This is a genomic window from Marinobacter sp. F4218, from assembly GCF_019443085.1.
Taxonomy (GTDB): domain Bacteria; phylum Pseudomonadota; class Gammaproteobacteria; order Pseudomonadales; family Oleiphilaceae; genus Marinobacter; species Marinobacter albus.
The window spans coordinates 732,827-746,463 of sequence record NZ_JAHZIL010000003.1 but is presented as its reverse complement, the minus strand read 5'-3'; the positions used below and the strand labels follow the sequence as shown (position 1 = coordinate 746,463).

At 57.7% G+C, this 13,637-nt stretch carries 16 protein-coding genes; 11 read left to right on the top strand and 5 right to left on the bottom strand.

The annotated features are described in order from the left end of the window. Positions 1–18 precede the first annotated feature (18 nt). The 4 genes from K0B93_RS07405 (at position 19) to K0B93_RS07390 (ending at position 3,666) form a co-directional block, all read left to right on the top strand. Positions 19–474: a DUF4112 domain-containing protein gene (locus K0B93_RS07405; RefSeq protein WP_219866598.1), complete on the top strand. Its 456-nt coding sequence runs from the start codon at positions 19–21 to the stop codon at positions 472–474. Between the two features lie 121 nt (positions 475–595). Continuing rightward, on the top strand, positions 596–1,036 hold the full coding sequence (locus K0B93_RS07400) for a universal stress protein (protein ID WP_219866597.1): 441 nt from the start codon (positions 596–598) through the stop codon (positions 1,034–1,036). 106 nt (positions 1,037–1,142) lie between these two features. Continuing rightward, entirely contained in the window at positions 1,143–3,068 is a 1,926-nt protein-coding gene (locus K0B93_RS07395; protein WP_219866596.1) for a CocE/NonD family hydrolase, read from the top strand. 70 nt (positions 3,069–3,138) lie between these two features. After that, a complete protein-coding gene (locus K0B93_RS07390) occupies positions 3,139–3,666 on the top strand; it encodes a cyclic nucleotide-binding domain-containing protein (RefSeq protein ID WP_219866595.1) in 528 nt (175 codons plus the stop codon). 56 nt (positions 3,667–3,722) lie between these two features. Here the strand turns inward: K0B93_RS07390 and K0B93_RS07385 are convergent, their stop codons facing one another. Next, on the bottom strand, positions 3,723–4,349 hold the full coding sequence (locus tag K0B93_RS07385; protein WP_219866594.1) for a class I SAM-dependent methyltransferase: 627 nt from the start codon (positions 4,347–4,349) through the stop codon (positions 3,723–3,725). A 105-nt stretch (positions 4,350–4,454) separates the two neighbouring features. Here K0B93_RS07385 and K0B93_RS07380 point away from each other — a divergent pair, with 105 nt between their 5' ends. Together K0B93_RS07380 and K0B93_RS07375 are read left to right on the top strand one after the other, a co-directional pair. Further along, the gene (locus tag K0B93_RS07380; RefSeq protein WP_219866593.1) at positions 4,455–5,357 is read left to right on the top strand and encodes a LysR family transcriptional regulator; all 903 of its coding nucleotides are present in this window, start codon (positions 4,455–4,457) and stop codon (positions 5,355–5,357) included. Between the two features lie 66 nt (positions 5,358–5,423). Next, on the top strand, positions 5,424–7,457 hold the full coding sequence (locus K0B93_RS07375; protein ID WP_219866592.1) for an alkyl/aryl-sulfatase: 2,034 nt from the start codon (positions 5,424–5,426) through the stop codon (positions 7,455–7,457). 4 nt (positions 7,458–7,461) lie between these two features. Here the strand turns inward: K0B93_RS07375 and K0B93_RS07370 are convergent, their stop codons facing one another. Further along, positions 7,462–8,346, bottom strand: coding sequence for a LysR family transcriptional regulator (locus tag K0B93_RS07370; RefSeq protein WP_219866591.1), 885 nt, complete (start codon positions 8,344–8,346; stop codon positions 7,462–7,464). An 89-nt stretch (positions 8,347–8,435) separates the two neighbouring features. On the opposite strand from K0B93_RS07370, the gene K0B93_RS07365 reads away from it, so the two are divergent. Continuing rightward, positions 8,436–9,185: an NAD(P)H-dependent oxidoreductase gene (locus K0B93_RS07365; RefSeq protein WP_219866590.1), complete on the top strand. Its 750-nt coding sequence runs from the start codon at positions 8,436–8,438 to the stop codon at positions 9,183–9,185. 28 nt (positions 9,186–9,213) lie between these two features. Here K0B93_RS07365 and K0B93_RS07360 read toward each other — a convergent pair whose 3' ends face one another. Beyond that, positions 9,214–9,906, bottom strand: coding sequence for a c-type cytochrome (locus K0B93_RS07360; protein ID WP_219866589.1), 693 nt, complete (start codon positions 9,904–9,906; stop codon positions 9,214–9,216). 169 nt (positions 9,907–10,075) lie between these two features. Between K0B93_RS07360 and K0B93_RS07355 the strand changes: the two genes are divergently transcribed. Beyond that, positions 10,076–10,384 carry a hypothetical protein gene (locus K0B93_RS07355; RefSeq protein WP_285367424.1) on the top strand — a complete coding sequence of 103 codons (309 nt, stop codon included), beginning with the start codon at positions 10,076–10,078 and terminating at the stop codon, positions 10,382–10,384. Positions 10,385–10,502: 118 nt separating this feature from the next. Next, entirely contained in the window at positions 10,503–11,150 is a 648-nt protein-coding gene (locus tag K0B93_RS07350; protein WP_219866588.1) for a hypothetical protein, read from the top strand. Here K0B93_RS07350 and K0B93_RS07345 read toward each other — a convergent pair whose 3' ends face one another. Then, positions 11,151–11,453: a 2OG-Fe(II) oxygenase gene (locus K0B93_RS07345; RefSeq protein WP_219866587.1), complete on the bottom strand. Its 303-nt coding sequence runs from the start codon at positions 11,451–11,453 to the stop codon at positions 11,151–11,153. It abuts the gene before it with no gap. Positions 11,454–11,544: 91 nt separating this feature from the next. Here K0B93_RS07345 and K0B93_RS07340 point away from each other — a divergent pair, with 91 nt between their 5' ends. Together K0B93_RS07340 and K0B93_RS07335 are read left to right on the top strand one after the other, a co-directional pair. After that, positions 11,545–11,925 carry an STAS/SEC14 domain-containing protein gene (locus K0B93_RS07340; RefSeq protein WP_219866586.1) on the top strand — a complete coding sequence of 127 codons (381 nt, stop codon included), beginning with the start codon at positions 11,545–11,547 and terminating at the stop codon, positions 11,923–11,925. Between the two features lie 30 nt (positions 11,926–11,955). Then, the gene (locus K0B93_RS07335; RefSeq protein WP_219866585.1) at positions 11,956–12,255 is read left to right on the top strand and encodes a hypothetical protein; all 300 of its coding nucleotides are present in this window, start codon (positions 11,956–11,958) and stop codon (positions 12,253–12,255) included. Positions 12,256–12,295: 40 nt separating this feature from the next. Here the strand turns inward: K0B93_RS07335 and K0B93_RS07330 are convergent, their stop codons facing one another. Then, positions 12,296–13,126 (bottom strand): hypothetical protein, encoded by an 831-nt coding sequence (locus K0B93_RS07330; protein WP_219866584.1) that lies wholly within the window; start codon positions 13,124–13,126, stop codon positions 12,296–12,298. Positions 13,127–13,637 lie beyond the last annotated feature (511 nt).

Genomic DNA, 13,637 nt, shown 5'->3' with positions numbered 1-13,637 from the left:
CCTGCTTCTGGAGATGTGATGGCAAAGCCTATTGAAGCCCGGCAACGGGCAATACTCCAACGGCTGGAAAAGTTCAGCCGGTTTACCGACAGCAGCATCCCGATTCCATTCACCCGCGTGACGATCGGTGTGGACGCTGTTATCGGCCTGTTACCGGGGATTGGCGACCTCGCCGGCCTGGTGTTGGCAAGCTACGTGCTCGTCGAAGCGCATCGCGCCGGCGCCGGCACGGCGCTCAAGCTACGCATGGTGCGTAACATGGGTATCGACTTTCTGGGTGGCCTGTTGCCGGTGGTGGGCGACGCCTTTGATGCGGTCTACAAAGCCAATACCCGCAACACCCGACTGCTCAAACACTACCTCGAGGAACAGCTTGCGGTCGAGCCACCAAGGCAGCCGTTTCCCTGGATGACCCTGATCTGGTTGTCTATCCTGTTTGCGGCTATTACGGTGGGTCTGACGCTGGTTTTTTAGGCAATCGCATGGAAGGGCTTCAAGAAGTGCGGCCCTCCTCTCGGCGTTGATCTGAATCAACCACGCCGATCCTCAAAGGGTGATAATTGAAAAACATACATCCTGCGAACGAGGTGTCGTCATGGACAAGGATTCTCCAAGTATCGTGGTTGCCTGTGATGAGTCAGTGCATTCCCTGAATGCGGCGAAAATGGCAGCGGAACTGGCAGACGCTATGGGCCACCCGCTCAAACTGTTAACCGTATATCCTGCGTCGAAGGAATCGGTGCTGGTGATTTCCGGTGTCGAGCACAGTGAGATTGAGGCTGGCAAGCACGATTACAGCCGGAAAGTGTTCGACGCCGCCAAGGATGCCATCCGTGGACGGACTGACGCTGCAGAAGAAGTTCTTCTCAGCGGAGACCCGGCGCACGAAATTCTGGAATACATGAACGCCCATCCGGGGACGCACCTGGTGCTGGGGCGCCGTGGTCATTCCCTGGTACGCAGTCTCACCCTTGGCAGCGTCAGCGAGAAGATTGTCAGGCACGCCCACGGGGCGGTTACGGTCGTGGGAGCCTGAGGCTTTTTGTCCTTTTGGGCCTTTGTTGAAACGGGACGGAACAGAGTGCGATCGAGTCCCGTTATTCCTTGTTGCTTTCTGAATGAAACAACAAGGAGAACAACAAATGCCTCATTCCATCCGCTCACGAATGCCCCTTCATCGCCTGATTCCATGGTTCCTCGCCCTGGCTGTTGCCGGATGCGGAGGAACCTCCTCCGACGATGCCACCGATCAGTCCGCCCAGAGCAACGCGGCACCCCGGCCGGCGTGTGAGAACCCCGGGGAGGGGGCGCCTCCCAAATGCCAGCTGCCGCCACCGGTGTCCTGTTCTGACGATGCGCCAGGGGAGGGCGGCCGCAGCTATCCGGTTATGCTGACTTCCGCCAGTGGTGAAACAATAGCCTTTCAGGTGCTTGAACCGATCGGTGGAATCGATTGCGCCCGGGGCCACCCGCTGGTCTTGCACGGTCACGGATTTGGTGGATCCCGCAGTACGGAAGGTTTCGAAAACTATCGCGAGGCCGGTTTTGCGGTCATTTCAGTGGATCAGCGGGGCTTTGGTGAGAGTACCGGTACCGTTCGGGTGATGGACCCCGAGTTCGAGGGCCGGGATCTCATCCAGATTCTCGATTGGGCCGAGGCAAACCTCGACTACCTGCAATACCGTAATGAGCCCGGCCTTCCCGAGGCGTTGAACCCCAATCTTGTTGCTGGCGCTATTGGCGGCAGTTACGGGGGTGGCTTTCAACTCCTGCTGCACGGCCAGGACCCGCGCCAGCGGCTTGATGCCATGGTGCCGGACATCACCTGGTACGATCTTCGTTACAGCCTGAATCCCGGCAACGTCATCAAGACGGGGTGGGATCTCGTGCTTGTGGCAGGGGGCGAAGCGGGCTCCACCGGCGGTGGTAACGACGGCCTGGACCCGATCATTCGGGAGATCCTGGCTCAGGGGGCAACCCTGAACCGGTTCCCTGACGCCGGCCTCGATTTCTTCTATTACCACAGCCCTGCGTATCGATGCACCGGTGAGCCGGTTTCAGTCTCGGACGCTCCGGATCTGCTGAATTACCAGATCAATCCACCGGCATTCGATGTTGAACCAACCCCCTACCCGAAGGTGGACGTGTTGCTGACCCAGGGCATGAAAGACACGCTGTTCAACTTCAACGATGCCTGGCGCAATTTCGAGTGCCTGAAAGCCCTCGGCGGCGATGTGCGGCTGCTGACCCACCAGACGGGTCACATACTGCCGGTTGAGGCGCCCGAAGAGCTGCAACCGGCGGAATATGTGGATCCCACTGCAGGGTTGCTGGAACTGCCGGGCTTTCAGGGTGCGGCAGGCCAGTTTGCCTGCGGCAAGATCTCCATCTCAGACGCAACACTGAACTGGCTGGAGCATCACCTTCAGGGCAAGCCACTTGCCAGTTTCTTCGATGGGACCGGCTCCGAAGTGTGCCTGTCACTGGATGATGGCCGGTCAATCAGCGTGCCTTTTGACAGTTTCCCGGCGCCCGACCCTGAGGGCGGGGTGCTCGAGGGAGAGAACGTGGTCGAGCGGGCGGTGGCAACCGACCTGCCAGTCGCGTCGGGGTATGAGGCGGTAGCAACGGCCTCACAACCGCCCGCGGCACTGATTCTTGGGAAAGCGGGTGAGTCTGGCCTGACATTGGGGGGCATTCCCACTGCGAGACTCACGGTGTCTGATCTGACAGGCCGTTCCAGTTGTGATGTGGAGCTGGATCCTTACGCCGCCGGTTGTGATCCGATTGTGTTTGTCGGCCTTGGGAAACGGGGCGCGGACGGGAGTCGCTGGCAACTGATCGACGATCAGATCAAGCCGGTGCGAGGTCTCAAGGATCAGGCGGTCATTGAACTGGTGGGGGTTGCTGAATCTCTGGCACCCGGCGATGAACTTGCCTTGCTGGTGTACGGATTCCACCCGCAATACCCGGCAAGCTGGTCCAGGGATGCGTTGGTACCCTTCGTAAATGTGGAGGGCACGGTGCAACTGGCAGTCTTGCAGGGAACGCTGGAAAACGCCTTGTAGTGCCGGGGCTGGGGCTTGTTTGGATGGAGGCTATACTTCAGATATAGCGATTCAATCAGGTGGCGGTCAGATGCGCGAAATTGATGCCCTGAGCTACTGGCACGAGCAAGGCCCCGGCTATTTCAGCGAGCTCTCAACCTTCGGTGCGCTTCCAGAAGAGGCGATACTGCGGATGATGAGGAAGGGGCGCCTTATCCGGGTAGAAGCCGGTGAGCGCCTGTACGCAGTTGGCGAACCCAGCGAGGCTTTCTACATCGTGCTGAACGGCAGTTTGCATTCCCTGATGCCGCGGCAGGATGGTGGATGGACGCTCGCGCGCTGCCATGAGCCGGGTGATGATATGGGCTTTGTTCCAATGATCGCCCTCTCTGACAGGCCGGCTACCACGAAGGCTGAAACGGATGCCGTCGTTCTCGAGATTACCTGTGGCCACTTCCTGGATCTTCATCAACATGAGCCGGACGTTTTTGGCCTGATGCTCCTTAATCTTGCCCGGGGCATGGCCAGGACGATCATTAACATGGCGTCGATGTTGGCAGAGCTTGATGCCCAGTTGCACAAGATCTATCCAAAGGTTCGCGGTTCAAAAGACAAATGAAGCGCCCGTCGCAACGAGTTCCTTCAGGGCGCCTCTGCCGGGCCTTCCTTACTCAGCTACTTCTCTTTCGTGGCGATCAGGAAATAGACGTCTTTCGTGCTCTCCGGTACCCAGCGAAACTGAATCCGGAAGCCTGCGCTTCTCAGGTCGCGTTCGAGTTCCTTTCGGGACAGAAAATGGACATAGGGAGTCAGGTGTAAGTAGTGAGCCAGTGCTGCGACGGGTCTCAGATAGCCCCGGGTGTCTTTCAGGCAGGCGGTGTTGCTGACAAACACGCCGCCCCGCTTCAGCAGGGCAAAGATGCGTTCGATTGTGGACGCAGGATCCGGAAGCAGGTGAAGGATGTTCAAACCCAGGATGGCGTCAAACTCCTCATGTCGGTGGTCCAGGTCTTCCAGCGTGGCCACCTCGAAACGGAGGCCTTTGGCCGGCCCATCGGCCATCCGCTTCCTGGCAATGTCGATCATCCTTGGAGAGGCGTCTGTTGCGAGGTAACTGTTGACCAGGGGCGCATGGACCAACGCGGTGGAGCCCGTGCCGCAGCCGAATTCCATCACGTTCATGCAGGGGCGCAAATACCGCTGGGTGATCTGGAGTTTCCGTTGGTAGGCCCCGGGGTCGGCGATGGGGCGCCGGGCATAGCGCTCGGCAGAGCGATCCCAGTACTTCACAGATGAATTCATGTCGCCCCCCGGGTAGTCAGTCGTCTTTGAACAGTCGGTGCCATTCTATCTCTGCAATTCTGTTGCTAGAATTGCCAAAATGGCACTACTGGTATTCATATCTGAATGGACTGGCGAACCGTAACGTTTGACTGGAATCGTGCGAGGGCTTTCCTCGTGACCGCTGAGGAGGGCTCGTTATCCGCGGCAGCCAAGGCGCTGGGGATTTCCCAGCCTACCCTGGGCAGGCAGGTGGCCGGGCTGGAGCAGGAACTCTCGACGGCCCTTTTCGAGCGGGGTAGCCGAGGGCTGGAGCTCACCCAGCACGGGCTGGAACTGCTCGACTATGTACGGGCGATGGGAGACGCGGCGAACAGTCTTTCACTTGCTGCGGCCGGAAGAGCGACGTCCATTGAAGGCGAGATCGCGATCTCCGCCTCCGAGATCACGGCGGCTTATATTCTGCCGCCGATCCTGAAGAAATTACGATGCCAGTATCCGGGAATCCGGGTCAGCCTGGTGGCCTCCAACGAAGCCAGCGATCTCAGGCGGCGGGCCGCAGATATAGCGATCCGGAATTTTCGTCCGACCCAGCCCGATCTGATTGCCCGCAAGGTCGGGCGCTTCTCGGCCACGCTCTATGGAACCTCCGACCTTGTGAGCCATCGTCCCGAAGACTGCCAGAAAGCGGGTTACATCGGGTTTGTGTCGGATAATGAGAGGTACATGAGCGCACTGGCCGCCCGTGGCATTGCGTTGAACGAAGAGAGTTTTTCCGTAAAAACCGACAGCCATCTGGTTCACTGGGAAATGACCAGGCTGGGCCTTGGTATCGGGATGGTGCCCACAGACATTGGCGATGCAGAATCAACCCTCGAGCGGGCCTTTCCTGACACGGAGTTTGGTGGTGACGTGTGGCTCGTTTCCCACCGGGAGCTAAGGATGAACCTCCGGGTTAGAACGGTATTTGATTATCTTGCTGATGAACTCGGGGCTTACTTCCAATGGGCGGATTCGTCGCGCTCTTGATACAGAATCCACGTTGACCTGATGACAACTCTCGCTCACAAAAACAACAGACTGGCAGTTTTATCCATGTCCTTTTCTCCCAGAGTTTTTCTTTCCCCTTTCCTGGGCATTGCGCTCGCCTTGGCCGGCTGCGATTCTGGCCCGGACCAGTCGTCCCAAGCCAATTCCGCCGGCCACAGCGCCCCGACGGCAAGTACCGGCAAAGCCAATCAGCAAGTGCTGGAGCAACGACCGTTCGACGACCATTCCGACTTTGCGAATGCCCGCCGCGGCCTGATTGCAGAGGACCCGGAGCTGGTGACTGAGCATCGCGGTGGCGGTGAGGTCTGGAACATGCCGGACTATGACTTCGTGGACGCTGAGGGCGAGAATGCGCCTGCTTCGGTCAACCCCAGTCTCTGGCGCCAGGCGGCCCTGAACAATATTCACGGCCTGTTCAAGGTCACCGAAGGGCTGTACCAGATCCGTGGTTACGATTTGGCTAATATGTCGATCATCGAGACCGACACTGGCTGGATCCTGGTGGATCCACTGACTGCGCGTGAAACGGCCAGCAAAGCCTTCCTGTTTGCCCGGGAACACCTCGGGGAGAAACCGGTGCGGGCGATCATTTTCACCCACAGCCACATTGACCATTTCGGTGGCGTGCGGGGAGTTTTGCAGCACCTGTCTGATGCCGAGAAGGCCAACCTGCGGATCATTGCTCCCGCCGGTTTTGAAGACGAAGCCACCAGCGAGAACATCATCGCGGGCCCTGCCATGACCCGGCGCGCGATGTTCATGTATGGCAAACGCCTCCGACGGGATGATCGTGGCCATGTAGGCACCGGCCTGGGCAAGGGACCGGCGTTCGGGACCCTTGGTTTTGCCGCACCAACCGATGTGATCAGCGAGACTGGCACGGAACTCATCGTAGACGGGGTGCCCCTGGTTTTCCAGATGGTGTCCGGTTCGGAAGCACCCTCGGAATTCACCTTTTACCTGCCCGAGCGGAAGGCGTTCTGCGGCGCTGAGCTGGTGAGCCGCAATCTGCACAACCTCTACACCCTGAGAGGTGCGAAAGTACGCGACGCCCGAATCTGGAGTGGCTACATCGACGAGGCCAGGCGGCGATTTGCCGAAGCCGAGGTGTACTTTGCCAGCCACCACTGGCCGCTCTGGGGCCGGGACAACATTCAGGACTTCCTGCTCAAGCAGCGCGATACCTACAAGTTCATCCATGACCAGAGTGTGCGGATGATGAACCAGGGCGCGACGCCGCGCGAGATTGCGGAGAATCTTCAACTGCCGGCGGCACTGAATGAGGAGTTTCACAACCAGGGCTACTACGGCACTGTCTCCCACAACGCCAAGGCGGTCTATCAGAGCTACCTGGGTTGGTTTACCGCCAACCCGTCAGAACTCAACCCGCTACCGGAAGCGGAATCGGCAAAACGGTATGTTGCCATGATGGGCGGCGCCGATAAGATCCTGGATCAGGCCCGGCAGGATTTCGAGGCTGCCTCGGATATGTCTGCGACCGAAGGTCGGGATACCTATCGCTGGCTCGGCGAGTTGCTCAACCATCTGGTTTTTGCGGACCCGGACAACAACGAGGCCAAGGCGCTGTTGGCGGATGTGTACGATCAGCTTGGGTACCAGGCCGAATCGGCGCCCTGGCGCGATTTCTACCTGACGGGTGCCTACGAGTTGCGTCACGGTTCGCCGGAGGAAGGTATCAAGCCGGCCATGATGCGGGAGGTACTGCTCCATACACCGGTCTCCCTGTTCTTTGACAGTATGGCGGTACGCCTGAATGCCGACGATGCCGAGGGCGAAGCCATGACGATCAAGATCACCTTCACGGACCTTCAGGAAAGCTACCTGCTAACACTGCAAAACTCGGTGCTGCACAACCGGCTGACCGACGCCGATACCCCCGCCGACGCTACTCTCATGCTGACGCGGCCCATGTTTGTCGACCTTCTGGTGGGTAATGCCGGCCTGAAGGAACTGCTGTTCAGCGATGACATCCGCTTTGAGGGCAGCAAGCTGGACCTGCTCGGTTTCTTCAGCATGCTGGATAAGCCCGAGGGGCGGTTCAATGTCGTGACACCCTGAGTTATCAGGTCTGACGCAGTCGTTCTCCGACCTCGTCCATGAATCGCCGGATTCGTGTGACGTGCCTCAAATCCGGGTGCGTCAGAATCCAGAGTTCTGTCGTCAGTGCTGGCACCGGTTCGGAGAGTCGCACCAGCTGCGGATCGGCGTCTCCGAGATAGCAGGGCAGTACCGTAATGCCGCTTCCCCCCCGAGCCGCTACCTGCATACCGTGCATGGTATCTACCCGGTAATGGCACTGCGCTGCCCGGCCTCCCTCGCTCATCCACTTTTCCAGTGTCGTATCCCCCATGTGAACGTCCGGTCCTACCCACGGTTGCTCAGAAAGGTCCGTGATGGAGAGGGGGCGTCGCTCGGTTTGCCACTTAACCCGCTGACCATAGACCGCCAGAGCAATATCGCCAACGCGTCGGCCGATGAGGGTTTCAGGCGGGTTACGGGTAGGGCGTATGGCGATGTCCGCCTCGCGCTTGCTCAGGCTGTGAATCTGGTTGGAGATAACTACTTCCAGGCTGATTTCCGGATAGTTGGAGCGGAAGTCGGAAAAAATGGGCGCCAGAAGGCCGGTGAACAGGGTGTCGGTGGTGGTCACCCGAATGCTGCCGGAAAGCTTCAGGTCTTTCCCGGCCAGTCGCCGTTCAGCAGCCACGATATCGGTCTCGACACGGTTTGCGACGGCGGCGAGATCTTCGCCAGCCGGGCTTGGAGAGTAGCCGGTGCGAGACCGTTCAAACAGGGCCACGCCGAGACGTTCCTCCATGTCTGTGAGCCGGCGAAATACCGTGGCATGGCTGATACCCAGTCGCCGCCCGGCGCCTGACAGTGTGCCCGTGTCGGCAATGGCCCAGACAATCTGAAGATCGTCCCAGCGAATGCGTTGTTCATTCATGCAAAGTTAGTTCTCAGTTTTAGGGAATTCCTGTGTGCTGAGGAACAGCTTAGGCTGTTACGAAACAGATGCAACAGGAGCGAAGCGATATGAATGTGCTGATTGTACTGGCCCATCCGGAGCGGGCGTCATTCAACGGCGGTCTGGCAAGCGTGGCCGAGGAGAGGCTTCGAGCCGAGGGACATGAGGTCGAATTCGACGATCTTTACCGGGAAGGGTTCGATCCGGTGGAACGGGCCGGGCACTACGCCGAGCGGGTTGATGAAGGCTACTTCGCGCCGTTGACCGAGCAGCGCGCCCATTACGAGCGCGGACCGCTTCCCACCGATGTTCAGCGTGAGATCGCCCGCCTGGAATGGGCGGACCTTGTTATCTTCCAGTTTCCCCTGTGGTGGCACGCACAGCCGGCTATCCTCAAGGGCTGGTTCGACCGGGTGCTGGTCTACGGTGGGCTCTATTCCGGCAGTCGGCGCTACGACCGTGGCCATTTTCGCGGCAAACAGGCGATCTGTTCGGTCACGACTGGCTCCCCGGAACACGCGTTCATGCCGTTCGGCCGGGCAGGGAATATGGTCGAATGGCTGTGGCCGATCCACTCTTCGCTGTATTACGTCGGTTTTGATGTGCTGGCTCCCCAGGTCAGCTATGGCATTCAGGGAGGTGGAATCCGGTATCAGGAGGAGGGTGTTTTTCGGGAGCACCTGGAAACTGCAAAGCAGGCCTGGGTCTCACGGATTGAGGGATTGGGCAGAGAGACGCCGATCCCGTTTACCGGATGGGATGACTGGGATGATGACGGCGTACTGAAGCCGTCTCATCCCATGCGTTGGCGTCTGTGACGCAAGCCTTGGGAGGCTGGTGTTCCGGTCAGTGCGTATGTCCGTCTGCGTAATGGTCATCAGCCTCAGTGCCCTCTTTCACGGAACCCTGTTCAGAGGCTCCGCTGCTTTCCCCCGAGTGATGGCTGGACGCTTTCATTGAGGATTCCCCGGCCATCATGCCTGCCATTTCGCTGTGGTCATGGTCATGGCCATCTCCCGCCACGGCATTCTCGCCTTCGGCGGGCTGAATGAGCGCTGCATACTGTTGTTCCGACAGTTCGGGTAGCTGCTGTAAAAAAGCCGTAAGCTCCCAGATTTCCTCGTCTGCGTGGGTCTCGCCCCATGCAGGCATGCCGGTCATTTTTATCCCGTTCTTGATCACCCAGAAGTGGCTTGCAGCGTCGAAATGGCCTTCGGTGGTCAGGTTCGGTGGTGTCGGGTTCAGACCCTGACGCAGCAGCGAACTGTCTTTGCCGGGCTTGAGGTGGCACGCGGCACAAAGCTGATCGTAAGCCTGTGCACCCTGTTGAATCATGGCTTCTGTGCCCAGGTCACCCGGCACATCGATCGTTTGGCTTTGAGCCTGAACCGATCGTTCCATCGTTGTGTGAATGAGCCATTTCATTTCCGGACTGTGCTTGTCCGTTGCGGCCACGTTGTAAATTCCACTCTGAACAACTGCGGCGCCCATGAGTGCCAGAACGACGAAGGCCGCAATGAAACCGAACAAAAATCGCATTGTTTTCCCATAACCTATGAATGTCGGGCCATTGTGAATGGATTCGGCCGGAATCTCATCCCCGGAGCGTATGAAAATAACGGTGTCACCGTAGAATGGCGGCGTTTTCTGTTAGTATTCCGCAAGATCCGAACACCGGTTTATTCCCAACCTCTGGAGAGAACTACCTGTGAAACGCCCTTTATTGTTCGCCATTGCCGCTACCACGATGTTGTCTGGATGCCAGACCTCCGGCTACATGACAGCAGCCGCGACGGATGGCGATGGAGTCACCTGCGGTGAAATCTATCAGGCGTTCAATGCCTATGAGCAGGATCGGCAATCGGCGGCCGCACTGGCCCAGCTGAGCCGGCTGGTCAGTCCGGAAGCGGGCAGCTATGCAGATATGGGCGTCAACTCGGCGTCGAAATACTACGACCAGATTGTCGCCAGCGCGAACATTGCGCTGGCCATTCGGGGTTGTCAGCCGGTTGGCTGAGTAGTGTCAGCTTTTTAAACACTGACTGTCCCCGGGTAGCGCTAAGTGATTGTTGTTAAGACTTCGGCATCAATAATGCTTGGGCACTTGCCTAGCGTCTCACAGGGAAGTCAGTGCCATGCGCTCAATAATTTCTATTCTCCTTTTGCTCGTAAGCTCAGTGTCTTGGGCTGTTCCAATCACTTACTATTTCGAAGGCCGAACAACGAGGATTTTTTCCAACGTTGGTGATCAGGATCCGCTCGCTCCCCTGGTCAGGGATGACGGAGTCGTGATCACGAATGGCGATGCGACGATGACCGGTCAAATTGTCTTTGATCCGGCGGCAATTCGAAGTGGTGCGGGTGGCACCGGACAAGGAGAGGTGCTGTCCTGGTCATTTTCAACCCTGGGGCTTTCTTATCAGGGCGCTGGTGGCGCCTTCCATTTCCTGACCTTTCTCGACAACGCCTTCCGATATGCCGACGAGGTTCCAACAGGTGGATACGGTCCGGATGTTGTCAGTATGGGGTTTGACTTCAACGGGACCCCCTTCTTATCCGGTCCGGACGATTTTCCGGTCAACCGGTTCACCGGGGGAATGTTCTCGACCGCGATTGATCTGGCCGTGGTGAATGATGTTGTCACCATGTATGGCCTTGGCGGAGAAATCACGACACTTCGAGCCCTGTCAGTTCCCGGGCCCTCGTCGCTAATGACGATGGCTGCCGGGATGTTCCTGATCTGGTGGAGGCGCAGATTCAAGAACAGGACTCGGCTGCGCTGATCAGGGAGTGGTCAGCGCAAAGCTCAGCAGCCAGCGATTCCCGCGTTCAATCCTGGAAACCCGATGCTGATAGAGATCCGGGCGAAAGAGGATCACCCTACCGAAAACGTTGAAAATGTTCTTCTCGCACAGGAACTCGCCTCCGGCCTTGGGCTTGGCAAGCACACAATTGAGCTTGTACAGGCGTCCGTCGCCGATCATGTCCAGGTGAGGGCCTACTTTGTGTCCTTGCGGGTAACGCACCAGATAGATGTTCAGGCGCTTCGACCGAAAGAGAATTCGGGTTTTTACGTTCGCTGGCATGGTGTCGATATCTGAACCTTCCGGATCTTTGAAAGTCTGATTACAAGTTAGCAGGTGGCTCGGATGTCACTCAAGAAAGGGAGGACCGGAGATGACTTTAACACGACATGGCCTGTCCATCGGAATCGACCGGGTCGGAGACGATGTATTCCTGGCCTTGAAGGCGCAGGGCAGGCTGACTCACGAAGATTTCAAGGTCATCAGCCCCATGATTGATGGTGCCTTGGCGGGTATAGAAAAACGAAAGGTGAAAGTGTTGTTTGATGTGAGAGACCTCGAAGGTTGGGAAATCCGCGCGGCCTGGGATGATTTTAACCTGTCACTGAAACACGGTCTGCAGATCGACAAAATTGCGGTGTTCGGTCACAAGGTCTGGCAGGACAACATAGCGAAGGTTGCCAACTGGTTCATGGCGGGTGACCTGAAATTTTTCGAGCATGAGGCCGATGCGCTCAGGTGGCTGAAGGGATGAGCGATCGGGGGCGCTTCCCTGACGCAAATTTTGGCTACATACTCCATGGATGGCGCCGGTGCCATTGTGACTGCAATCACCATTGCTCCCGACGGGGAAATTACCGGTACCGATGGAACTGCGCGCCAGTTCCTCGGGCAACTGACGATTCCTGACGTCGCCTTCAATGTCTACGAGGTAGCTTACACAGCTAGCAACTGCGGAGAGTCCAGCGGTCACTCCCGTGACGGGCAGTTCACCGATCTAGGCACTTACGATCCGGTCGCGGGGGAACTCTTGTTCGCAGCTTCGAATGGTGAAGTTACTGCTTTCTCCCGGGGAGCAAGGTAATGGCTCAACACCTGGCGACGCCAGCACCGCTGTAGCAGCGTCAGAAATAAAACGCCCCATAAAGCCGGGCCCCCCGGTACAGATCATCGAGGCTGCCATTGAAGTCGTCGTCATCCACGTCGACATCAATGGCCAGTCGCGACAGTGAGCCACCTACTGAGAAATTGCGGAACACGCGGTATTCCGCGCCGAACTGAAGCTCCAGCAAAGAGCCCCGGATCTTGTCCTCGAAATCGAAATAGAAGGTGTCGGTCCGGAAGCGGACCGTCAGCCGCGGCGTTGCCGCATAGTCCATTCGAAATCCGAAGACCGGCATGGGGGCTGTCGTTGCTGCAGTTTCTGCGAACCCACCGGCGGAGGATGCCAGCTCCGCCTCGTAGTCCAGGACATTGAGTCCTGCCGAAAACGCCAGTTCGACCTGGTCGATGTGAAAGAAACTGTAGGCATACGCCACCTTGTACACGTCGTTATTGATGGTGCTGTCGACCTGGGTACTTGTGGTAAAGGTACGATCCCTGAAGGTAATGGTCCGTGTTATTGCCCGGCTGCCATCCCGTTCGAGTTGAAACGCCGCCAATTCCAGCCTGTGGCGAGAGTTGAAGCGGTAGTAGAATTCAAAGCTCGGTGTTGTGATTGTCGTGTCGCCGTCCAGATCCCGTTCAAAGTCAATGGTGGTGCCGAGCCCGGTCTGTACACCGCTTGCCGTGAGGCTGGTGTTTGAGTCGAGGACGAAAAGTGCGCCTAGCTGGATCATGGTGCGGTCAGGGAATGCCTCGGACTCAGTCTCAGCAAGGGAAGTTCGTGCCGAAATGATGGCCAGGCAAAAAACGATGGCCAGGATAGAAAAAGAGGGACGGTTCTCGGGTTTCATTTGTCAGGCCCCCGGCAATGTTGATTGCTGACAGAACGGCCTGATCTGTCAATTGAAACTCCTTCAATATTGTTTAGCACAGCCTCGGGAATGCGCAACCAAATGCGGCGAAGAGAAGCCCTTCGCCTCATCTGATTATTTTGAACGGTGTGACTCCAGGTATTTTAATGCATCGCTGCGCAGCGGCAGGTGCATGGCACTGAGTATTTCGCGCCGCTCATAACCAAGATCCAGGAGGATCTCGTCTCTCTCCGCGAGTAGCGTCTTTGCTATACGCCGAAACTGTTGACGACGGGAATAGTGCTCCATCCAGTGCGAAAGAGGCCCTAGCACGGTTGTTTGATGATGGTTTCTCATTTCGGGCATCGCCGTCACCTGTCTGATGGTCGTGTGAATTTAATCGCGGGCAGTTGCTGCTGAAGGCAAACTCAAGTGCTTGCCACGACACAGGATGGGGTTTCATTTGCTTTCAATCAAACGAAAAGATTTTAACTCTGCCTTCAGTTATGCT

Excerpts from the sequence above, each read along its gene's own strand:
- K0B93_RS07395 (WP_219866596.1), top strand. The coding sequence starts at position 1,143 with ATGCCTCATTCCATCCGCTCACGAATGCCCCTTCATCGCCTGATTCCA.
- K0B93_RS07375 (WP_219866592.1), top strand. The coding sequence starts at position 5,424 with ATGTCCTTTTCTCCCAGAGTTTTTCTTTCCCCTTTCCTGGGCATTGCG.
- K0B93_RS07400 (WP_219866597.1), top strand. The coding sequence starts at position 596 with ATGGACAAGGATTCTCCAAGTATCGTGGTTGCCTGTGATGAGTCAGTG.
- K0B93_RS07345 (WP_219866587.1), bottom strand. The coding sequence starts at position 11,453 with ATGCCAGCGAACGTAAAAACCCGAATTCTCTTTCGGTCGAAGCGCCTG.
- K0B93_RS07380 (WP_219866593.1), top strand. The coding sequence starts at position 4,455 with ATGGACTGGCGAACCGTAACGTTTGACTGGAATCGTGCGAGGGCTTTC.
- K0B93_RS07350 (WP_219866588.1), top strand. The coding sequence starts at position 10,503 with ATGCGCTCAATAATTTCTATTCTCCTTTTGCTCGTAAGCTCAGTGTCT.
- K0B93_RS07390 (WP_219866595.1), top strand. The coding sequence starts at position 3,139 with ATGCGCGAAATTGATGCCCTGAGCTACTGGCACGAGCAAGGCCCCGGC.
- K0B93_RS07385 (WP_219866594.1), bottom strand. The coding sequence starts at position 4,349 with ATGAATTCATCTGTGAAGTACTGGGATCGCTCTGCCGAGCGCTATGCC.
- K0B93_RS07360 (WP_219866589.1), bottom strand. The coding sequence starts at position 9,906 with ATGCGATTTTTGTTCGGTTTCATTGCGGCCTTCGTCGTTCTGGCACTC.
- K0B93_RS07365 (WP_219866590.1), top strand. The coding sequence starts at position 8,436 with ATGAATGTGCTGATTGTACTGGCCCATCCGGAGCGGGCGTCATTCAAC.
- K0B93_RS07370 (WP_219866591.1), bottom strand. The coding sequence starts at position 8,346 with ATGAATGAACAACGCATTCGCTGGGACGATCTTCAGATTGTCTGGGCC.
- K0B93_RS07340 (WP_219866586.1), top strand. The coding sequence starts at position 11,545 with ATGACTTTAACACGACATGGCCTGTCCATCGGAATCGACCGGGTCGGA.
- K0B93_RS07330 (WP_219866584.1), bottom strand. The coding sequence starts at position 13,126 with ATGAAACCCGAGAACCGTCCCTCTTTTTCTATCCTGGCCATCGTTTTT.
- K0B93_RS07405 (WP_219866598.1), top strand. The coding sequence starts at position 19 with ATGGCAAAGCCTATTGAAGCCCGGCAACGGGCAATACTCCAACGGCTG.